Annotated in this window: 21 protein-coding genes; 3 read left to right on the top strand and 18 right to left on the bottom strand. The window is 69.1% G+C overall.

The window, feature by feature from the left end:
* Positions 1–9 precede the first annotated feature (9 nt).
* The 6 genes from rpoZ to ACGFH6_RS09885 form a co-directional block, all read right to left on the bottom strand.
* Positions 10–312, bottom strand: a complete 303-nt coding sequence (gene rpoZ / locus ACGFH6_RS09910) for a DNA-directed RNA polymerase subunit omega (protein ID WP_130388473.1) — start codon at positions 310–312, stop codon at positions 10–12.
* Between the two features lie 2 nt (positions 313–314).
* A complete protein-coding gene (gene gmk, locus ACGFH6_RS09905) occupies positions 315–956 on the bottom strand; it encodes a guanylate kinase (protein WP_393382130.1) in 642 nt (213 codons plus the stop codon).
* A 44-nt stretch (positions 957–1,000) separates the two neighbouring features.
* A complete protein-coding gene (mihF, locus tag ACGFH6_RS09900; protein ID WP_132320042.1) occupies positions 1,001–1,315 on the bottom strand; it encodes an integration host factor, actinobacterial type in 315 nt (104 codons plus the stop codon).
* Positions 1,316–1,453: 138 nt separating this feature from the next.
* Positions 1,454–1,828 carry a hypothetical protein gene (locus tag ACGFH6_RS09895; RefSeq protein ID WP_131353643.1) on the bottom strand — a complete coding sequence of 125 codons (375 nt, stop codon included), beginning with the start codon at positions 1,826–1,828 and terminating at the stop codon, positions 1,454–1,456.
* 156 nt (positions 1,829–1,984) lie between these two features.
* On the bottom strand, positions 1,985–2,344 hold the full coding sequence (locus ACGFH6_RS09890; protein ID WP_393383023.1) for a hypothetical protein: 360 nt from the start codon (positions 2,342–2,344) through the stop codon (positions 1,985–1,987).
* A 40-nt stretch (positions 2,345–2,384) separates the two neighbouring features.
* Entirely contained in the window at positions 2,385–3,257 is an 873-nt protein-coding gene (locus tag ACGFH6_RS09885) for a DMT family transporter (protein WP_393382128.1), read from the bottom strand.
* A 68-nt stretch (positions 3,258–3,325) separates the two neighbouring features.
* Between ACGFH6_RS09885 and ACGFH6_RS09880 the strand changes: the two genes are divergently transcribed.
* Positions 3,326–4,195: a LysR family transcriptional regulator gene (locus ACGFH6_RS09880; RefSeq protein WP_393382126.1), complete on the top strand. Its 870-nt coding sequence runs from the start codon at positions 3,326–3,328 to the stop codon at positions 4,193–4,195.
* On the opposite strand, the gene ACGFH6_RS09875 is transcribed toward ACGFH6_RS09880, so the two are convergent.
* From ACGFH6_RS09875 to pyrR, 9 genes are all read right to left on the bottom strand, one after another.
* A complete protein-coding gene (locus tag ACGFH6_RS09875) occupies positions 4,168–5,133 on the bottom strand; it encodes a DUF4037 domain-containing protein (protein ID WP_393382124.1) in 966 nt (321 codons plus the stop codon). The two genes, ACGFH6_RS09880 and ACGFH6_RS09875, sit on opposite strands and share 28 nt — an antisense overlap.
* 111 nt (positions 5,134–5,244) lie before the next feature.
* Positions 5,245–6,081 (bottom strand): orotidine-5'-phosphate decarboxylase, encoded by an 837-nt coding sequence (gene pyrF / locus ACGFH6_RS09870; RefSeq protein ID WP_393382123.1) that lies wholly within the window; start codon positions 6,079–6,081, stop codon positions 5,245–5,247.
* Entirely contained in the window at positions 6,078–7,106 is a 1,029-nt protein-coding gene (locus ACGFH6_RS09865; protein ID WP_393382121.1) for a quinone-dependent dihydroorotate dehydrogenase, read from the bottom strand. The genes pyrF and ACGFH6_RS09865 overlap by 4 nt, the downstream gene beginning before the upstream one ends.
* Entirely contained in the window at positions 7,099–10,404 is a 3,306-nt protein-coding gene (carB, locus tag ACGFH6_RS09860) for a carbamoyl-phosphate synthase large subunit (RefSeq protein ID WP_393382119.1), read from the bottom strand. Before carB ends, ACGFH6_RS09865 begins: the two co-directional genes overlap by 8 nt.
* Positions 10,404–11,558 carry a glutamine-hydrolyzing carbamoyl-phosphate synthase small subunit gene (gene carA, locus ACGFH6_RS09855; protein ID WP_393382118.1) on the bottom strand — a complete coding sequence of 385 codons (1,155 nt, stop codon included), beginning with the start codon at positions 11,556–11,558 and terminating at the stop codon, positions 10,404–10,406. The genes carB and carA overlap by 1 nt, the downstream gene beginning before the upstream one ends.
* Complete coding sequence (locus tag ACGFH6_RS09850; RefSeq protein ID WP_393382116.1) at positions 11,555–12,049, bottom strand: hypothetical protein; 495 nt, start codon at positions 12,047–12,049, stop codon at positions 11,555–11,557. The genes carA and ACGFH6_RS09850 overlap by 4 nt, the downstream gene beginning before the upstream one ends.
* The gene (locus ACGFH6_RS09845) at positions 12,046–13,338 is read right to left on the bottom strand and encodes a dihydroorotase (RefSeq protein ID WP_393382114.1); all 1,293 of its coding nucleotides are present in this window, start codon (positions 13,336–13,338) and stop codon (positions 12,046–12,048) included. The genes ACGFH6_RS09850 and ACGFH6_RS09845 overlap by 4 nt, the downstream gene beginning before the upstream one ends.
* Positions 13,335–14,279, bottom strand: a complete 945-nt coding sequence (locus ACGFH6_RS09840) for an aspartate carbamoyltransferase catalytic subunit (protein WP_393383022.1) — start codon at positions 14,277–14,279, stop codon at positions 13,335–13,337. The genes ACGFH6_RS09845 and ACGFH6_RS09840 overlap by 4 nt, the downstream gene beginning before the upstream one ends.
* Positions 14,279–14,884, bottom strand: coding sequence for a bifunctional pyr operon transcriptional regulator/uracil phosphoribosyltransferase PyrR (pyrR, locus tag ACGFH6_RS09835; RefSeq protein ID WP_131514880.1), 606 nt, complete (start codon positions 14,882–14,884; stop codon positions 14,279–14,281). Before pyrR ends, ACGFH6_RS09840 begins: the two co-directional genes overlap by 1 nt.
* A 205-nt stretch (positions 14,885–15,089) precedes the next feature.
* On the opposite strand from pyrR, the gene ACGFH6_RS09830 reads away from it, so the two are divergent.
* On the top strand, positions 15,090–15,602 hold the full coding sequence (locus tag ACGFH6_RS09830; RefSeq protein WP_360530429.1) for a transcriptional regulator: 513 nt from the start codon (positions 15,090–15,092) through the stop codon (positions 15,600–15,602).
* A 276-nt stretch (positions 15,603–15,878) separates the two neighbouring features.
* Here ACGFH6_RS09830 and nusB read toward each other — a convergent pair whose 3' ends face one another.
* Together nusB and efp are read right to left on the bottom strand one after the other, a co-directional pair.
* Entirely contained in the window at positions 15,879–16,289 is a 411-nt protein-coding gene (gene nusB, locus ACGFH6_RS09825; protein WP_131514879.1) for a transcription antitermination factor NusB, read from the bottom strand.
* Positions 16,290–16,314: 25 nt separating this feature from the next.
* The gene (gene efp / locus ACGFH6_RS09820; protein ID WP_360443825.1) at positions 16,315–16,878 is read right to left on the bottom strand and encodes an elongation factor P; all 564 of its coding nucleotides are present in this window, start codon (positions 16,876–16,878) and stop codon (positions 16,315–16,317) included.
* A gap of 304 nt (positions 16,879–17,182) precedes the next feature.
* On the opposite strand from efp, the gene ACGFH6_RS09815 reads away from it, so the two are divergent.
* The gene (locus tag ACGFH6_RS09815) at positions 17,183–17,887 is read left to right on the top strand and encodes a hypothetical protein (RefSeq protein WP_393382112.1); all 705 of its coding nucleotides are present in this window, start codon (positions 17,183–17,185) and stop codon (positions 17,885–17,887) included.
* Here ACGFH6_RS09815 and fxlM read toward each other — a convergent pair.
* Positions 17,871–19,085 (bottom strand): methyltransferase, FxLD system, encoded by a 1,215-nt coding sequence (gene fxlM, locus ACGFH6_RS09810; protein ID WP_393382110.1) that lies wholly within the window; start codon positions 19,083–19,085, stop codon positions 17,871–17,873. The genes ACGFH6_RS09815 and fxlM overlap by 17 nt on opposite strands.
* Positions 19,086–19,155 lie beyond the last annotated feature (70 nt).

Below are 19,155 nucleotides of genomic sequence, written 5' to 3'. Positions count from 1 at the left end.
GCCCGAGAACTACTCGGACTTCTCCGCGGCGGCGGCTTCCGCCTCGGCCTCGGGGTCGATGTCGGTGCAGGTCAGCACACCCTCGTTGATCTCGCGCATCGCGATCGAGAGCGGCTTCTCCTGCACGTGGGTCTCGACCAGCGGACCGACGTACTCGAGCAGGCCTTCGCCGAGCTGCGAGTAGTAGGCGTTGATCTGCCGCGCCCGCTTGGCCGAGTAGAGCACCAGCTTGTACTTGGAGTCGGTGCGGGTGAGCAGGTCGTCGATCGGCGGGGACGTGATGCCGATGGCGACGGGCTGGTTGCCAGACAAGGTCAGCTCTTTCCAGAGATGGAGGGTGATCGAATCAACTTTACCAACTGATCAGCGGCTTCCCGAACCGACGCGTTCACGATCGTCGCGTCGAACTCCTTCTCGGCGGCCAGCTCGACGGTCGCGGTCTCGAGCCGGCGCTCCCGCTCCTCCGGAGTCTCGGTGCCGCGGAAGACCAGGCGCCGGACCAGTTCGTCCCAGCTCGGCGGGGCCAGGAAGACGAACTGCGCCTCCGGCATCGACTCGCGGACCTGGCGGGCACCCTGCAGGTCGATCTCGAGCAGGGCCGGCCGGCCCTCGGCCAGCTTGTCGAGCACCGGCTGCTTCGGGGTGCCGTAGCGGGCCGCCTTGTGCACCACCGCCCACTCCAGCAACTCACCGTCGGCGATCATCCGGTCGAACTCGGCGTCGGACACGAACAGGTAGTGCACACCGTGCACCTCGTTCGGCCGGGGCTTGCGGGTCGTGGCCGAAACGGAGATCCAGATGTCCGGGTAGCGCTCCCGGACGTCCGCGGCCACCGTGCCCTTCCCGACCGCCGTCGGCCCGGCCAGTACGGTCAGCACAGCTCCCCCGGTCGTCGACTTGCCGGTCCGGCCGGAGCCGGCCGGGTTGTCTGTCTGGTTCCTCGGGTGCGTGGTCATCGTCACACCAGTGTCCAACGAGCCGGGGAGAACTTCGGTTCGGCTCACTCGGCGAATTCGCGCTCGAGTGCGGCGATCTGGTTCGAGCCGAGGCCGCGCACCCGCCGCGTCTCCGAGATCCCCGCCCGCTCCATGATCTGCTGGGCGCGGACCTTGCCCACGCCGGGGATGCACTGCAGCAGCGCGCTCACCCGCATCTTGCCGATCACGTCGTTCGTCTGCCCCTCGTGGAGCACCTCCGTCGGAGACGCTCCCGAATGCCGGATCCGGTTCTTGATCTCGGCTCGTTCACGCCGCGCCGCCGCGGCCTTGTCCAGAGCCGCCGCTCGCTGCTCCGGGGTCAAAGAAGGAAGTGGCACCGTTTCACCTGTCCCGTTGTGTGGCTTCGCAAGGGAACCTAACACGGCTTCGGGCGCCTCCTGCGCTCCATCGGGCCATGTTCGGGCCCGCTGCGGGCGGAGTCACCGGCCGGGCGGCGCATTGGATCGATCAGACGGTCAGTTCAGGGCCGGGACGTCGACCTTGCAGGAGTCCTTCGCGTGCGTGCTGATCGCCTTGTACGCCGTCATCACGGTGCCGGTCTCCTTGCTCAGGCGAGCCAGTTCGACCCGGTCCGAGCCGGCCTTCTGGGCCTTCTCGGCGAAGCCGACCACGACACCCCAGTCGTCCTTCACGTCCGCGGGGGCGGAATCGCGCAGCTTCTTGGCGTCCTCGAGGATCTTCACGTAGTCGGCCGGCTTCTGTGGATCGACGTTCACCGCGTTGGCGGCGTACCCGGCGAGGTCGACGCAGTAGGCCTGCTCCTCGGTGCAGGCGGTCAGCGTGGCGGTGCCGGCGATGACGGTGGCGGCCAGGGCGAGGGTGCGCTTCATGCCTGCCGAGGCTACCGGCGGTGATCAAATGATCAGAAACGAATACTTTCCGCAGCCGCCCGGCCGGACGACGCGACAGGACGGCGCGGACAGGACAGCGCGGAGGACAGGACAGCGCGGAACAGGACGGCGTGGACGGCCGCCGTCCTGGCCGGATCAGCCGTCGATGGTGACCTTGCAGGTGTCCTTGGCCTGCTTGCTGATCGCCTCCATCGCGGGGGTGATCTTCTCGCCGTCGCTCTTGGCCAGCTCGGTCAGCTTGCCCATGTCGCCGTTCGCGTCCTGGGCCTTCTCGGCGTAGTCGAGCACGATCTTCCAGTCGTCCTTCAGATCGTCCGGCGCCGACTTGGACACCTTCTTCGCCTCGTCGAGCATCTTGCCGACCGCCTCGGAGTCCTTGATGTCGAGGTTCTTGGCCGCCTCGGCGTAGTTCTGGAGCTCGCTGCAGTAGTCGCCACCCGAGCACGCCGTCAGCGCGCCGACGCCCATGGTCATTACCGCCGCGAGGGCCGCCACCTTACGCAATTGCATTCCTTACTCTGCTGCGAGGAGACCGTCACTCCCCGTCAGCGGATACCTTTCCGGACGGCGGGGTCAAAGGCCTCACCAGGATCGCGACGGCGTTCGCGGTCACGATCACCGCGATGGCGATCCAGTCGATCGGGCCGAGGTGCTGATCGAGCACGACCAGGCCGACCAGGGCGGCCAGCACCGGGTTCACGCTCATGAAGACGCCGAAGAACTGAGCCGGCACCCGGCGCAGCGTCAGCAGGTCCACCAGGAACGGGACGGCCGACGACAGCACCCCGGCGACCAGCGCGTACGACACCGCCGCAACCGTCGGTGGGTGCTGCCAGAGCACGAACACACCGATCGGGACGTACACCAGAGCGGACACTCCCGCCGCCGCGGCCGATCCGGTCGCGCCTGGCAGCTCGCGCCCGACGACTCCGTTCAGCAGGATGTAGCAGGCCCAGCAGACAGCAGCGAGCAGTCCGAGCCCGATGCCGAGGTAGTCCGACGTCGCCTGCGGCCGGGTCAGCAGCAGGACCGCGGGTGCGGCAGTCAGCGCACACAGCAGATCGACCATCCGGCGCGATCCGATCAACGCGACCGCCAACGGCCCCAGGAACTCCAGCGTCACGGCCAGCCCGAGGCCGATCCGGTCGATCGCCGTGTAGAGCGACAGGTTCATCACCGCGAACACGGCGGCCAGCGCCAGCACCGCCCGCCACTGCCGCTTGGTGATCGTCCGCAGCTTCGGCCGCCCGACCGCGAGCAGCACCGCCCCGGCCATCCACTGCCGGACAGCCACCACGCTGACTGGTCCGATGACCGGAAACGCGAGCGCGGCGACCGACGCACCCACCTGAGTCGACAGCCCGCTCCCGAGCATCATCGCTACCCCACCCAGCCGACCTCTCTCCATGCTCAGAGGTTCCGTGCCGCCGCGCCTTCGGCAAAATGCATCGGCGCAGCCATCTATACGCTGGGGTTATGGATCTCGAGCTCCGGCACCTGCGCTGCCTGGTCGCCGTGGTGGACACCGGGACGTTCACCGACGCGGCGATCGAGCTGGGCGTCTCGCAGGCCGCGGTGTCGCGGAATCTGCTCGCGCTGGAGGGACGGTTGGGTGTCCGCCTGCTGCATCGGACGAGCCGATCGGTGACACCGACGACAGCAGGAGTGCAGGTGCTCGCACGAGCTCGCCAGATCCTTAACGACGTCGACGAGTTGGTGGCTGAGGCGACGACCGGGCACACGCGCTTGCGGATCGGGCATGCCTGGTCGGCGATGGGACGTCATACGGCCGAGTTCCAGCGGCGATGGGCCGCCGAGCATCCAGAGATCGAACTCCAGCTGATCCGGACCAACACGTCGACCGGCGGACTTGCTGAAGGACTGTGCGATCTCGCGGTCGTCCGCACCCACATCGACCTGCGCCGGTTCGCGCACACCACAGTCGCCCAGGAACGCCGGTATTGCGCCCTGCCCGCCGACGACCCGCTCGCGCGCAAACGCACGGTCACCCTCGCGCAGCTCCGCGACCGCGTCCTGGTGATCGACCGGCGCACCGGCAGTACGACGGTCGACCTCTGGCCCGAGGAAGCACGCCCACGGATCGAGTACACGCACGACGTCGACGACTGGCTGTCCGACATCGCGTCCGGCCGTTGTGTCGGTGTCACTCCGCACGCGACGACAACGCAGTACCGCCGCGACGGCGTTGTCTACCGCCCGCTCCGCGATGCCCCGCCGGTGGACGTGCACCTGATCTGGCACCGTCAGGACCCGCACCCCGCGACCCAGGCGGCGGTCGAGCTGCTGGCCGGCCTGTATCAGGAGTCGAGGAGCCCGACCAACTGACGGCGGCCGTTCCCGCGGCCCCACAAGACCTCCCGGACCTGGTCGATCCCGCCCACCGGCCAGCGCTCGGCGATCCGCTTCACCTCCGGATCCTCGATCCCCGCTGCGAGGGCGCCCGGGAAATCACCCCAGACCACCTTGAACGGCCGGCCGCACATCCGCTCGACTCCGAGCTCGATGGGCGGCGTGATCTCCAGCCGGTTGTGCAGTTCACCCAGCACCCGGTACGCCGCCATCAGCGCGGCCTCCCGCTCCTGCCACGTCTCGGCCCGCAGCACCTCGCGCAGCTGCGGTCCGACCGACGGCCCGCACGCCAGCCGGCTGAACGCCGTACCGAACCACTTCCGGTACGGCGCGTACTCGCGCTCCATCAGGAAACACAGCTGCATCAGGTCGTGGACGAGTTGCGCACCCATCACCGCCGACCCGAGCTCGTCCCCGACGTACCCGGACCGACCGACCAGATTCATTTCCGGATGCACCCGCCACCAGGCCGCGATCAGCAAATAGCGCCAGACGTCCGTCGGATAGTAATTCAAGCGGTCCCGCACGGCCTGCAGTCCGATGTCGTCGTGAAAGACACCACCGGCCGTCTGCATCCGCAGGAAATGCTCCGGGAACGTCAGCCAGTCCCGAACCGCGAGGTCCTGATCCGGATCGAATCCCAACTGCTTCTGGTAGTACGACCGCAGCGTGTGGACCTCGACGAAACAGGGCCGCCCCTCGAACTCGTCCGGCACGTCCGGCTCCAGCGTGACGCCCTCTCGGACGAACAGCAGCGCCCGTGGCTCCCAGTTGTGGTCGGTCGACATCTCGTCGTCGAACCCGAGCACCTCCGAACCGCGTCCCATCAGCCCCGCACTGTGCGGCACGTCGACCACCGGCCGCACCTTCTCCAGATAAAACCGCCGACTCATCTCCAGCCCAGAAACGAACATGCCGAAAAGATCGCACGCCGGCGCCAGGGAATTCAAGAAAAAACACCAAATGGCGCGAAACTCGTCGCGCCATTTGGTAAATCAAATTCTACCGGAGCAGACCGGCCTTTGTCAGTACCCCAGCACCGTCCGGAAGGCATCGTTGGCCCGGTTCGCGGCATCCTGCAAACCGGAGGCCGACGGGCCGGCACCGAGGATCTCGCGGGAGCTGGCCGGTACGACGTTGCGCACCGCCGATCCGAAGACGGCCGCCAAGCCCTCGGCCGTGCCGCCCTGGGCGCCGAGCCCGGGCGCCAGCAGCGGACCGTTGATGTCGAGGACCTCCTCGGTCGGCTTGATGGTCGCGCCAACGACCGCACCGAACGACCCCAGCCCGTCAGCGCCGGCGTTCAGCGACCGCAGCCCGTCCAGTACGGCGCCCGCCACCGTCGGACCGTCCGCGGTCCGGGCCGACTGGAACTGCGGTCCCTCCGGGTTCGACGTCAACACGAGCACGAACAGACCGGCGCCGGACTCCCGGGCCACGTCGATGGCCGGCTGCAGCGACCCGAACCCGAGGTACGGGCTGACCGTCAATGCGTCGCACGCGAGCGGCGCCTTCTCCGCCAGGTACGCCGCCGCGTACCCGTCCATGGTCGAGCCGATGTCACCGCGCTTGGCGTCGATGATCACCAGCGCACCGGCTTCCCGCAGCCGGATCGTCGCTTCCTCGAGTACGGCGATCCCCTCCGACCCGAACCGCTCGAAGAACGCCGACTGCGGCTTGAACACCGCGACCCGGTCCGCCAGCGCGTCCACGACGCCGTACGTGAACGACGCGAGGCCGTGCGGGTCGTCGGGCAGGTCCCAGGCGGCCAGCAGATGCGCGTGCGGGTCGATGCCCACGCACAGCGGACCGCGGGTGTCCATGGCGGCCCGGAGCCGGGCGCCGAAGGGTTGGTTGCTCATCTCACTCCCCGATTGATCTGGCGGACAAGGCCGGGGCCGCGGTAGATCAGCCCGGTGTAGATCTGGACGAGACTGGCGCCGGCGTCGAACAGCCGGGCCGCGTCGGCGGAGTCGAGAATGCCGCCGACACCGATGATCGGCAGGGCTCCCCCGGTCTCCGCATGGATGTGGGCGACCGTCTTGGCCGCGATCTCGGTCAGCGGCCGCCCGGACAGGCCGCCCGTCTCGGACGCCAGTGGGTGCGACTCCACCCCGGGCCGGCCGATCGTGGTGTTGGTGGCGATGATCCCGGCGATGCCGGCCTCGGTGCAGACCTGCAGCAGTTCGTCGATCGCAGACGAGGTCAGGTCGGGCGCGATCTTCACCAGGATCGGCTTCCCGTCCAGACCGCCGACGCTCAACGACGACGCCTCGGCCCGCAGCGCCGTCAGCAGCTCGCGGAGGTGCCCGGCATCCTGCAGGGAGCGCAGCCCCGGCGTGTTCGGCGACGACACGTTGACCGCGAAGTAGTCGCCGTACCGGTAGAGCCGCCGCAGCGACGTCACGTAGTCCTCGACCGCGTCCTCGAGCGGGGTCACCTTCGACTTCCCGATCGAGACGCCGAGCGGATAGCCGAGCGGTCCGTACGCCGCCAGCCGGGCAGCGAGCGCCTCGGAGCCCAGGTTGTTGAACCCCATCCGGTTGATCACGGCCTCGTGCTCCACCAGCCGGAACAGCCGCGGCTTCTCGTTCCCCGGCTGCGGGTGCGCGGTGACGGTGCCGACCTCGACGAACGCGAACCCGAGCGCCCGCCAGGCCGGCAGCGCGACCCCGTTCTTGTCCATGCCCGCCGCCAGGCCGACGGCCCCCGGGAAGCGCACGCCGAAGACCGTCCGCTCCGGGCCGGTCTGGAAACGCGACATCAAGCGGACGGCACCCGGAACGCGGCCCAGCCGTCGCAGGGCGTTGAGCGTCTGCTCGTGCGCGACCTCGGCGTCGCCCTTCCCCAGCCGGTACAGGACCGGCCGGACGACGCGCCTATACACCGCGGATCCTCGGCACCCAGTCCTGCAGCGACCGTACGCCGATGTCACCGGACTGCTGCGCCTCGATCCCCTGCACCGCGGCCGCCAGCCCCTGCACCGTGGTGATGCACGGGATGTTCCGGGCCACCGCGGCACTGCGGATCTCGTAGCCGTCCAGCCGGGGCGAACCGCCCTGGGTGATCCCGATCGGGGTGTTGACGATCAGGTCGAGTTCGCCGTCGTGGACCATCTGGACGATGGTCGGCTCGCCGTTCGGGCCCGGACCCTGGCTGTTCTTGCGGACCGTGATCGCCTCGACCCCGTTGCGGCGCAGTACGTCGGCCGTCCCGTCGGTGGCATAGATCTCGAAGCCGAGATCGGCCAGCCGCTTCACCGGGAAGATCATGTGCCGCTTGTCCCGGTTCGCCACCGACACGAACACCTTGCCGCTACCGGGCAGGGGCTGCGACGCGCCTGCCTGCGACTTGGCGAACGCCGTACCGAACGTGTCGTCGATCCCCATCACCTCACCGGTCGAGCGCATCTCCGGCCCGAGCACGGTGTCCACCGACCGGCCGTCGACGGTCCGGAACCGGTTGAACGGCATCACGGCTTCCTTCACCGCGATCGGCGTGGACGTCGGCAGCGTCCCGCCGTCGCCCTCGACCGGCAGCATGCCCTCGTCGCGCAGCGACGCGATCGTGGCACCGAGCATCACCCGGGCCGCCGCCTTGGCCAGCGGCGTCGCGGTCGCCTTCGACACGAACGGCACCGTCCGGGACGCCCGCGGGTTCGCCTCCAGCACGTACAGCACGTCACCGGCGAGCGCGTACTGCACGTTCAACAGACCCCGTACGCCGACACCGCGCGCGATCGCCTCGGTCGACTGGCGGATCTTCTCGATGTCCGCGTTCCCGAGCGTGATCGGCGGCAGCGCGCAGGACGAGTCACCGGAGTGCACCCCGGCCTCCTCGATGTGCTCCATCACGCCACCGAGGAACAACTCCTCGCCGTCGAACAGCCCGTCCACGTCGATCTCGACCGCGTCGTCGAGGAACCGGTCGATCAGCACCGGATGCTCCCACGATCCTGTCCCACCGCTCAGCCGTCCCAGCGCCGCGGTCAGTTCGGCCTCGCTGTAGACGATCTCCATCCCGCGGCCGCCCAGCACGTACGACGGCCGCACCAGCACCGGGAACCCGATCTCCTCGGCGACCTCACGCGCCTCGTCGGCCGACATTGCCGTACCGTGCTTCGGCGCCGGCAGCGCCGCGTCCGCGAGCACCTTCCCGAACGCGCCCCGCTCCTCGGCCAGGTGGATCGCCTCCGGCGACGTACCCACGATCGGTACGCCGGCGTCCGCGAGCCGCTGGGCCAGACCCAGTGGCGTCTGCCCGCCGAGCTGCACGATCACCCCGGCGACCGGTCCGGCCTGCATCTCGGCGTACACGATCTCGAGCACGTCCTCGCAGGTGAGCGGCTCGAAGTAGAGCCGGTCCGAGGTGTCGTAGTCGGTCGAGACGGTCTCCGGGTTGCAGTTCACCATCACCGTGCAGTAGCCCGCGTCGCGCAGCGCCATCGACGCGTGCACACAGGAGTAGTCGAACTCGATCCCCTGCCCGATCCGGTTCGGCCCCGACCCGAGGATCAGCACAGCCGGCTCGGTCCGCGGCGCGACCTCGGTCTCCTCGTCGTACGACGAGTAGTGGTACGGCGTCTCGGCCTTGAACTCGGCCGCACAGGTGTCGACCGTCTTGTAGACCGGCCGGATCCCGAGCGCCTGCCGGACCCCGCGGACGACGTCCTCGGTCAGCCCGCGGATCTCGGCCAGCTGCAGGTCCGAGAACCCGTGCCGCTTCGCCAGTCGCAGCACCTCCGGCGTGAGCCGCGGCGCGGCCGCGGTCTGCAGGGCGATCTCGTGGATCAGGTAGAGCTGGTCCACGAACCAGGGGTCGATCATCGTCGCGTCGAAGATCTGCTCCGGCGTCGCCCCGGCCCGGATCGCGTCCATGATGGTCCGCAGCCGGCCGTCGTGCGGCGTCTTGATGGCCTCCAGCAACGGTTCGAGGTCGGTCGCGGGCGAGCCGGCCCAGGAGAACCGGGCCTCCGGCTTCTCCAGCGAGCGCAGCGCCTTCTGCAGTGCCTCGGTGTAGTTGCGGCCGATCGCCATCGCCTCGCCGACGCTCTTCATGTGCGTGGTCAGCGTGGCGTCCGCGGCCGGGAACTTCTCGAACGCGAACCGCGGCACCTTCACCACCACGTAGTCCAGCGTCGGCTCGAAGCTGGCCGGCGTCTGCCGGGTGATGTCGTTCGGGATCTCGTCCAGGGTGTAGCCGATCGCCACCTTGGCGGCGATCTTGGCGATCGGGAAGCCGGTCGCCTTGGAGGCCAGCGCGGACGAGCGGGACACCCGCGGGTTCATCTCGATCACGATCAGCCGGCCGTCGGCCGGATTCACCGCGAACTGGATGTTGCAGCCGCCGGTGTCGACGCCGACCTCGCGGATGATGCCGATGGCAAGATCCCGCATCACCTGGTACTCGCGGTCGGTCAGCGTCATCGCCGGCGCGACCGTGACCGAGTCGCCGGTGTGCACGCCCATCGGGTCGACGTTCTCGATCGAGCAGATGATCACGACGTTGTCGGCCTTGTCGCGCATCACCTCCAGCTCGTACTCCTTCCAGCCCAGGATCGACTCCTCGATCAGCACCTCGGTGGTCGGGCTGGCCTGCAACCCGGCGCCCGCGATCCGGCGCAGGTCCGCCTCGTCGTACGCCATCCCGGAGCCGACGCCGCCCATCGTGAACGACGGCCGCACCACCAGCGGGTAGCCGAGCTCGGCCGCCGCACCGAACACGTCGTCCAGCGTGTGGCAGATCCGCGACCGCGCGACCTCCGCGCCGAGCTTCTCGACGATGTGCTTGAACGACTCGCGGTTCTCGCCGCGCTGGATCGCGTCGACCGACGCGCCGATCAGCTCGACGCCGTACTTGTCCAGGACGCCGTTGTCGTGCAGGGCGATCGCCGCGTTCAGCGCGGTCTGGCCGCCGAGCGTCGCGAGCAGCGCGTTCGGACGCTCCTTCTCGATCACCTTCTCGACGTACTCCGGGGTGATCGGCTCGACGTAGGTGGCGTCGGCGAACTCCGGGTCCGTCATGATCGTGGCCGGGTTGGAGTTGACCAGGACGACCCGGAACCCCTCCTCGCGCAGCACCCGGCAGGCCTGGGTGCCGGAGTAGTCGAACTCGCAGGCCTGACCGATCACGATCGGGCCCGAGCCGATCACCAGGACCGACTCGATGTCTGTACGCCGCGGCATCAGGCCCGCCCCTCTGAATTCTCTGAATGAACAGCCATCAGCTCGACAAATCGATCGAACAGGTACGCCGAGTCGTGCGGACCGGCCGCCGCCTCCGGGTGGTACTGCACCGAGAACGCCAGCACCCGGCCGTCCTTCCCGGTGAGCTTCAGCCCTTCGACCACGTTGTCGTTCAGGGACACATGCGACACCTCGGCCGTTCCGTACGGCGTCTCGACCGTCTCCCCGATCGGCGCGTCGACGGCGAAGCCGTGGTTCTGCGCGGTGATCTCGACCTTGCCGGTCGCCCGGTCCAGCACCGGCTGGTTGATCCCGCGGTGCCCGTACTTGAGCTTGAACGTGCCCAGCCCGAGCGCCCGGCCGAACACCTGGTTGCCGAAACAGATCCCGAAGTACGGCTTGCCCCGCTGCAGCAGGGCCTTGAGCAGGTCCGTCGGGTGCTCGGTGGTCTCCGGGTCGCCCGGGCCGTTGCTCATGAAGACGCCGTCCGGGTTCACCGCCAGCACGTCGGCCAGCGTCGCGGTGGCCGGCAGGACGTGCACCTCGATGCCGCGCTGGGCCATCCGCTTCGGCGTCATCGACTTGATCCCGAGGTCGAGCGCGACCACGGTGAACCGCTTCTCGCCCTCGGCCGGGATCACGTAGGGCTCGAACGTGGTGACCTCGGAGGCAAGGTCGGCACCGACCATCGGTGGCTGCTGGAGGACCTTCGCCATCAGCGCGTCCGGGTCGAGGATCTCGGTGGAGATCCCGGCCCGCATCGCGCCGCGCTCGCGCAGGTGCCGGGTCAGCGCCCGGGTATCGATGCCGGAGATCCCGACGATGCCCTGGCCCTTGAGCTGGTCGTCCAGCGAGCGCGTGGCCCGCCAGTTCGACGGCACCCTGGCCGGGTCGCGCACGACGTACCCGGCGACCCAGATCCGCTGCGACTCGTCGTCTTCGTCGTTCACCCCGGTGTTGCCGATGTGCGGTGCGGTCTGGGTGACGATCTGGCGGTGGTACGACGGGTCGGTCAGCGTCTCCTGGTAGCCGGTCATCCCGGTGGTGAACACCGCCTCGCCGAACGTCTCGCCGGTCGCCCCGTACGACGTACCGGTGAATGACCGGCCGTCCTCCAGGACCAGCAGTGCTGGATTGTGGGCAGGCTGGCTCATCTTTGCTCGACTCCGATCAGGGTCGCGATGGTTTCGGTCAGCGGGGCGGTGTCAGCCTTGCGGCGGGGACGGAAGCCGGTGTCGAGCTCGCGACCGTCGTGGTTCCAGGTGACCACCACCAGGCCGGACTTCTCCGCGGTCACCTTGCCGGCGATGCCACGGTCGGTCCGGACGGCGGTCAGGTGGTCCGCGGGGATGAACACATCCGCCGCGCCCTGCCGGTGGAAGATCAGGCCGGCCTCACTGACGGCCAGGTCCGCGGTACTGCGGACGCCCAGTTCGTGCACGGCGATCCGGTCCATCCAGTCGCCGGCCGAGGTGGTGGCGACGTAGATGCCCTCCACGCCCTTGGTCTTGTCGTTCTCGGGCACCGCGGGCAGCGGTGCCAGCTCGGCCTGCCGGGCCTGGCGGTTCCGCCAGCCCCGGAGCATGCCGTAGTACGCCAGCGCGAGCACCAGCAGCGTGCCGAGGATGCCCAGGAAGGCCTTCACCGGGCCGGCTTTCCGTCCAGGACGGTCGGCGTACCGCGCAGGAACGTGGCCACCACCCGGCCCGGAAGGGTCATCCCCTCGAACGGCGTGTTCCGCGACAGCGACGCCGACTCCGCCGGTACGACGGTCCGCTCGACCGCCGGATCGATCAGTACGACGTTCGCCGGGGCACCGGCCTCGAGCGGACGGCCGTGGTCACCGATCTGGCCGATCTCGGCCGGGCGGTAGCTCATCCGGTCGGCCACCTCGGCCCAGGTCAGCAGCTTGGTGTCGACCATCGCGTGCTGGACCACACTGATCGCGGTCTCCAGACCGATCATGCCGGGCGACGCCGCGCTCCATTCACAGTCCTTGTCCTCGACCGGGTGCGGCGCGTGGTCGGTGGCGACGATGTCGATCGTCCCGTCGGCCAGGCCCTCGCGGACCGCCTCGACGTCCTGCTTGGTCCGCAGCGGCGGGTTCACCTTGTAGACCGGGTTGTAGGAGGCGGCCAGGTCCTCGGTCAGCAGCAAGTGGTGCGGGGTGACCTCGGCCGTGACGTCGAGGCCGCGCCGCTTCGCCGCCCGGACGATCTCCACCGAACCCTTGGTGGACAGGTGGCAGATGTGCAGCTTCGAACCGACGTGCGCGTTCAGCAGGATGTCGCGGGCGATGATCGCCTCCTCCGCGACACTCGGCCAGCCGGTCAGGCCGAGGACGCCGGAGAGCGCTCCCTCGTTCATCTGCGCGCCCTGGGTGAGCCGCGGCTCCTGCGCATGCTGGGCGATCACGCCGCCGAACGCCTTCACGTACTCCAGCGCCCGGCGCATCAGCGCGGCGTCCCAGACACAGTCGCCGTCGTCGGAGAACACCCGCACGCGCGCCGCCGAGTCCGCCATCGCGCCGAGTTCCGCGAGCTGCGCCCCCTGCCGGCCGACCGTGACCGCGCCGATCGGGAACACATCGGCGTACCCGCCCTCGCGGCCGAGGCGCCAGACCTGCTCGACGACGCCTGCTGTGTCGGCGACCGGGTCGGTGTTCGCCATCGCGAACACCGCGGTGAACCCGCCCAGCGCGGCGGCGCGGGTGCCGGTGAGGACGGTTTCGGCGTCCTCGCGGCCGGGCTCGCGCAGGTGCGTGTGCAGGTCGACCAGCCCGGGCAGCGCGATCATGCCGTTGGCGTCGATCGTCTCGGCACCCTCCGGCGCGTCCAGGTTGGTGCCGACAGCAACGATCTCGCCGTTGTCGATCAGCAGGTCCGCCACCTCACCGCCCAGGATGTTGGCTCCGGTGATCAGGTACGCGGTCATGCGGTCTGCTCCTCAGTGGTGGTCTCGTTGCTGCCGGACAGCAGCAGATACAGGACGGCCATCCGGATGGCCACTCCGTTGGTGACCTGCTCGACGATGACCGAGCGGGTCGAGTCCGCGACGTCGGCGCTGATCTCCATGCCGCGGTTCATCGGGCCGGGGTGCAGCACGATCGCCTCGTCCGGCAACTGCGCCATCCGGTGCACGTCGAGCCCGTAGCGGCGGGTGTACTCCCGGGCGCTCGGGAAGAACGCGTCGTTCATCCGCTCCCGCTGGACCCGCAGCATCATCACCGCGTCACTCTTCGGCAGCGCCGCATCCAGGTCGTACGACGTGACACACGGCCAGCTCGTCATGTCGACGGGCAGCAGTGTCGGTGGCGCGACCACGGTGACGTCGGCGCCGAGCGTGGACAGCAGCAGCACGTTGGACCGGGCGACGCGGGAGTGCAGTACGTCGCCGACGATCGTGATCCGGCGACCCTCCAGCGAGCCGAGGTGACGGCGCATCGTGAACGCGTCGAGCAGCGCCTGGGTCGGGTGCTCATGGGTGCCGTCGCCCGCGTTGACCACCGAGCCGGTCATCCAGCCCGAGGTGGCGAGCAGGTGCGGCGCGCCGGACGAGCCGTGCCGGCAGACCACCCCGTCGGCGCCCATCGCCTGCAGGGTGAGCGCGGTGTCCTTCAGGCTCTCGCCCTTGCTCACGCTGGAGCCCTTGGCGGAGAAGTTGATCACGTCGGCGGACAGCCGCTTGGCCGCCGCCTCGAACGAGATCCGGGTCCGGGTGGAGTCCTCGAAGAACAGGTTCACCACGGTCCGGCCGCGCAGCGCGGGCAGCTTCTTGATCGGGCGGTCGGCCAGCGACCGCATCTCCTCGGCGGTGTCCAGGATCAGGTTCGCCTCGTCCCGGCTCAGATCCCCCGCACTCAGCAGATGCCGCATCATGCCTTCGCCCCCGTTCCGGTCTTGTCCGCGATCAGTACCGCGTCGGCTCCGTCGTACTCGGTGAGGTGGACGGTGACGCGCTCGACCAGGGAGGTCGGCAGGTTCTTGCCCACGTAGTCGGCGCGGATCGGCAGTTCGCGGTGGCCGCGGTCGACCAGGACCGCGAGCTGGACCGCGCGCGGCCGGCCGATGTCGCCGATCGCGTCCAGCGCGGCCCGGATGGTGCGGCCGGAGAACAGCACGTCGTCGACCAGCACCACCACCTTGCCGTCGATGCCGCCGGGCGGGATGTCGGTGTGCTCCAGGCCACGGGGTGGTTTGAGCCGGATGTCGTCGCGGTACATGGTCACATCGAGTGACCCTGTCGGTACGCTCTGCCCCTCGACCGCCGCGATCCGGTCGGAGACACGCCGGGCCAGACCGACGCCTCGGGTGGGGATGCCGAGTAGGACGACCGGGTCGGCACCGCGGTTGCGCTCGAGGATCTCGTGCGCGATCCGGGTCAATGCCCGGGAAATGTCGGAAGCGTCCAGGACCGTGCGGGGCGCCGGTTTCGGCGCGGCCGCGACGTCTGGGGACTCTGCGCTGTGGGCAGGGCTCATCGCTACCGTTCCTCCTTTCCCGCCTCTCTGGACGGGTCTTTAAAGGACGTTCGGACCGCTTGACATGGTATCGGATGTGACACGCCGTCTTGACGCTGGCCTCTGGCCCGGAATATTGTTACTCTGTGTAATCGAGGGGGGTTTCACCGACCGGCCCGTTCCGGCGGGCCGGACTAGACGAAACTAGTCGGAGGGAAGAACCAGCGTGCCTAGCGAATACGCGAAGACACTGGGTGGCAAGCTACGTGCCATCCGCCAGCAGCAAGGACTGTCGCTGCATGGCGTGGAAGAGAAGTCCAAGGGTCGCTGGAAGGCGGTCGTCGTCGGCTCGTACGAGCGCGGCGATCGGGCCGTCACGGTCCAGAAGCTCGCGGAGCTCGCCGATTTCTACGGCGTGCCGATCCGTGAACTGCTGCCTGGTTCCGCCAGCGCGGCCGCTGCGGCTGCCGCTCCGCCCCGGTTGATCCTCGACCTGGAGGCTCTGCAACACCTCGACGCGAGTGAGGCCGGTCCGCTGACGCGGTACGCGGCCACGATCCAGGCTCAGCGCGGGGACTACAACGGCAAGGTGCTGTCGATCCGTCAGGACGACATGCGCACGCTCGCCGTGATCTACGACGAGTCGCCGACGACTCTGACCGAGCGCTTCATCTCCTGGGGAGTACTGAACCCGGAGGCGAAGGGCGACGTCGAGGAGACCGAGGCAGCCGGCGCCTGAAGCGAGGCGTGAGAGACGGTCGGGGCTCGTAGCAGCTGGCCCGCGGCCGCCCGCCCGCTCCCTTCCGGGGCCGGGCTTGACCAGAACAAGCAGGAACGCAGTACCGAATACGCAGTACCGAAAGATGCGGGACCAGTGGCGGGTACCACCTCACCCGCCGCACCAGGCCGGGGCCGTTCCCCCCGCGCCACACCACGGGGACGACAAGCCGGCCCGGGACCGTACCGAGACGGTCACCGGGCCCGATTTCCCGGGAGGGCTCGCCCCCCTCGTTCCTCAGACGCCCAGGGTGGGCTTCAACTGCAGCAGTCGGGCCAGCAGGCCGTTCACGAACGCCGGCGACTCGTCCGTCGACAGGTCGCGCGCCATCGCGACCGCTTCGCTGACCGCGACCACATCCGGCACCTGGTCGTCGAACAGCAGCTCGTAGGTCCCGATCCGCAGGATGTTGCGGTCGACCGCGGGCATCCGGTCCAGGGACCAGCCCACCGAGTGCGTCTGCAGCAGGTCGTCGATCACGTCGATGTGCTTCGCGACACCCTCGACCAGCGCCACGGTGAACTCGTTCACCGGCGGGTCGTTGTCCGCCACCCGGTCGGCCAGGGTGCCGCCGACCGGCAGTCCCCTGACCTCGGACTCGAACAGCACGTCGAGTGCGCGTTTACGGGCCTTGCTACGGGCAGACATGTTCTGTTGTCAGCTCTCTCGAACGTCAGGAGGTGACGCGGCCGAGGTAGTCCCCGGTGCGGGTGTCGACCTTGACCTTCTCGCCCGTGGTCAGGAACAGCGGGACCTGGATGTCGTAGCCGGTCTCCAGCTTGGCCGGCTTGGTGCCACCGCTGGAGCGGTCGCCCTGCAGACCCGGCTCGGTGTACTCGACCGTGAGCTCGACCGAGGCCGGGAGCTCGACGTACAGCGGCAGGTCCTCGTGCACCGCCACGATCGCGTCCTGGTTCTCCAGCAGGAAGTGGGAGGCGTCGCCGACCACCTCGGGCTGGATCTGCAGCTGGTCGTAGGTGGACTTGTCCATGAAGACGTACGCCGAGCCGTCGTTGTACAGGTAGGTCATGTCGCGCTTGTCGACCGTGGCCACCTCGACCTTGACGTCGGCGTTGAAGGTCTTGTCGACCACCTTGCCGGACAGCACGTTCTTCAGCTTCGTCCGGACCACGGCGCCGCCCTTGCCCGGCTTGTGGTGCTGGAACCAGACCACGGACCACAGCTGCCCGTCCAGGTCGAGCACCATGCCGTTCTTGAGGTCGTTCGTCGTTGCCACGCGGGTATGCCCTTCGAAATCGATCAGCGGTCAGAGTGCGTCCGGGGACTCAGCGCCGTCGCGAGCAGGTGCTCGGCGGAGTGCATCGGTGCGCTGGAGGGGAGGCCTCGATGTGGTTCCATCGTGGCCTTCCCTCCAGCGCGCCGAGGTGCCCGCCGAGTGCCGCGCAGTAGGCGCTGAGTTCCCGGACGCGCTCTAGCACCGGATTGTAGCGGTCACACCCCGCATCCTCCGATTCGTGGCGGCCGACGGCCCTTTGTGGCCCGTAGGCTTGACCTCGGGACACCGGGACAGGAGGTCAGCCGTGGAGTTCGCGATCTTCGTCGTGATCATGATCATCGTCAGCCTGGTCGCCAAGGCCAAGCAGCAGAGCAAGGGAAGCGGTACGCCGAACGCTCGCGTCCAGGCGGTGATCAACCGGATCCAGGCCGAGGTGCAGAAGAACGGCGGCCCGCCGCTCGAGCTCGGGCCGAAGTACGCCCAGTACGCGCAGCCCGCGCAGCCGCCCCAGTACCAGCCGCAGTACCAGCCGCCGGCTCCGTACCCGCAGATCCAGTTCCAGCCGCAACAGCAGCGTCAGAAGGCTCCCCGGCAGGATGTGGACACCCGAGTGCGGGAGCTGATGATGGCGGGCCACGAGGTGGGCGCGGTCCGGCTGCTCTCCGACGAGTTGGACATGGGTCTGCTCGAAGCCCAGGAGTACGCCCGCGCCCTGGTCGCTCCGGCCGGCGCCCAGCCCACGGGACCTCAGAGCAAACCAGCCCAGAGCAATTCAGTCCAGAACAAGCCGGCACCCGAGACCGCGGCCCCCGAGCCTGAGGCCGACGAGGACACCCGGTACGTCGGCTCGGCCGCGTTCGCCGAGTCGATCTTCGACCTGGATCGCGACGAGGAGACCTGGGCCAGCGGCTGGGTCGACAAGCCCGAGCCCGACGACCGTTCGGACATCGACGAGCTCTGGGAGACGGTCCGGAACGCGGCGCGGCCCGGGACTACCCCGGCCAGTTGACGGTGACGCTGCTGTGCCGCCGGTCGATGTGGAAGCCGGCGGGCAGTTCAGCTCCGGCCGCGTCGACCCGGTAGCGCGGCCCGGGACCGTGCCGAAGCCGCCGGTTCCAGATCCGCACCTGGTCGATCAGCCGGTCGATCAGGTCGTCCGCGTCCGGGCCGTGGCCGTTCACCCCGAGTTCCATGTGCGACTCCGGCCGCCGCTTGGCCGGACACGCCGTCAGATACGCCACGCTGTCGCCGGTTGCCACCGCCGCCGCTCCCCAGTGCGGCGACGGCGTGACCACGCCTTCCTCCTGGAGCGATCGCTGCGCGGACAGAACGCAGTACCCGGGCAGTGTGCTGGCCAGCCAGAGCTGGAGGTCCGCCAGTTGCTCCTCGCGGTTGACCACGACGCCTGACCAGACCTGTTCGCGCGGCTGGTCCAGGACCCCGTCGAACGGGTGCTCCTCCGGCACCTGGTCCTCGTCGAAACTCACACTCACCGCGTCACCCCGGATCGAGATCAGCCGCTCGTAGTTCGCCCCCGCCCCCTGCATGGAAACGAAACCGCAGGGCGTCGTCGACCGGCTCTCCAGATGCTCGTCCACCCGGTCGAACGCGATCGACCGCGTCTGCCCCCGCAGCCGCAGCGGTACGACGATCCGGCCGCCGGCGCCGAGCTGATCGCTCCAGGCCGGCGCGATGTCCCACGCCGTCACCGTCACCACGATCCGGTCGTACGGCGCGTCCTCCGGCACACCGAACTCCCCGTCGGCCTCGACCACACGGACATCGCCGTACCCGGCGTCGTCGAGCACGACCCGGGCCCGGTCGGTGACCTCGGGGTCGATGTCGACCGTCGTCACGGCGCCCTTCGGCCCGGCCAGTTCGCGCAGCAGCGCGGCGTTGTAGCCACCGGAACCGATCTCCAGCACGCGATCGCCGGGCCGGACCTCGGCCTGCTCCAGCATCAGCGCGACGATGCTCGGCTGCGACACCGAGCTGATCACCACCCCGGCCGCGTTGCGCTTCATCAGTACGACGTCGTCGGCGTACGCGATGTCGAGACTGCTCTGGGGGACGAACAGATGCCGCGGCACGCTGGCGAAGGCCGCCGCCACCCGCTCGTCCCGAATGGTGCCTTCGGCAACCAGATGCCGGGTCAGCGCGGCACGCAGCGCATCGGCCTGGGCCGCGTCGCTGCGCTGATCTGTCATGCATCCAGCGTAGTCGCGCACCTGCTCGGGCAGCGGGGTTGCCCGATCGGCTGTCCGGCGGCTCGGTGCG

It is taken from the genome of Kribbella sp. NPDC049227 (genome assembly GCF_043197265.1).
In the GTDB taxonomy this organism is placed as follows: domain Bacteria; phylum Actinomycetota; class Actinomycetes; order Propionibacteriales; family Kribbellaceae; genus Kribbella.
Note: the sequence above shows the minus strand (reverse complement) of the source record. Positions and strands in the feature narration are given on the sequence as shown.

What these genes read in the sequence shown, in the direction of transcription:
- gmk (WP_393382130.1), bottom strand. Translation starts at nt 956, where the DNA reads ATGACCACGCACCCGAGGAACCAGACAGACAACCCGGCCGGCTCCGGC.
- ACGFH6_RS09895 (WP_131353643.1), bottom strand. Translation starts at nt 1,828, where the DNA reads ATGAAGCGCACCCTCGCCCTGGCCGCCACCGTCATCGCCGGCACCGCC.
- ACGFH6_RS09885 (WP_393382128.1), bottom strand. Translation starts at nt 3,257, where the DNA reads ATGGAGAGAGGTCGGCTGGGTGGGGTAGCGATGATGCTCGGGAGCGGG.
- ACGFH6_RS09880 (WP_393382126.1), top strand. Translation starts at nt 3,326, where the DNA reads ATGGATCTCGAGCTCCGGCACCTGCGCTGCCTGGTCGCCGTGGTGGAC.
- ACGFH6_RS09875 (WP_393382124.1), bottom strand. Translation starts at nt 5,133, where the DNA reads ATGTTCGTTTCTGGGCTGGAGATGAGTCGGCGGTTTTATCTGGAGAAG.
- pyrF (WP_393382123.1), bottom strand. Translation starts at nt 6,081, where the DNA reads ATGAGCAACCAACCCTTCGGCGCCCGGCTCCGGGCCGCCATGGACACC.
- carB (WP_393382119.1), bottom strand. Translation starts at nt 10,404, where the DNA reads ATGCCGCGGCGTACAGACATCGAGTCGGTCCTGGTGATCGGCTCGGGC.
- carA (WP_393382118.1), bottom strand. Translation starts at nt 11,558, where the DNA reads ATGAGCCAGCCTGCCCACAATCCAGCACTGCTGGTCCTGGAGGACGGC.
- ACGFH6_RS09845 (WP_393382114.1), bottom strand. Translation starts at nt 13,338, where the DNA reads ATGACCGCGTACCTGATCACCGGAGCCAACATCCTGGGCGGTGAGGTG.
- ACGFH6_RS09840 (WP_393383022.1), bottom strand. Translation starts at nt 14,279, where the DNA reads ATGCGGCATCTGCTGAGTGCGGGGGATCTGAGCCGGGACGAGGCGAAC.
- pyrR (WP_131514880.1), bottom strand. Translation starts at nt 14,884, where the DNA reads ATGAGCCCTGCCCACAGCGCAGAGTCCCCAGACGTCGCGGCCGCGCCG.
- nusB (WP_131514879.1), bottom strand. Translation starts at nt 16,289, where the DNA reads ATGTCTGCCCGTAGCAAGGCCCGTAAACGCGCACTCGACGTGCTGTTC.
- fxlM (WP_393382110.1), bottom strand. Translation starts at nt 19,085, where the DNA reads ATGACAGATCAGCGCAGCGACGCGGCCCAGGCCGATGCGCTGCGTGCC.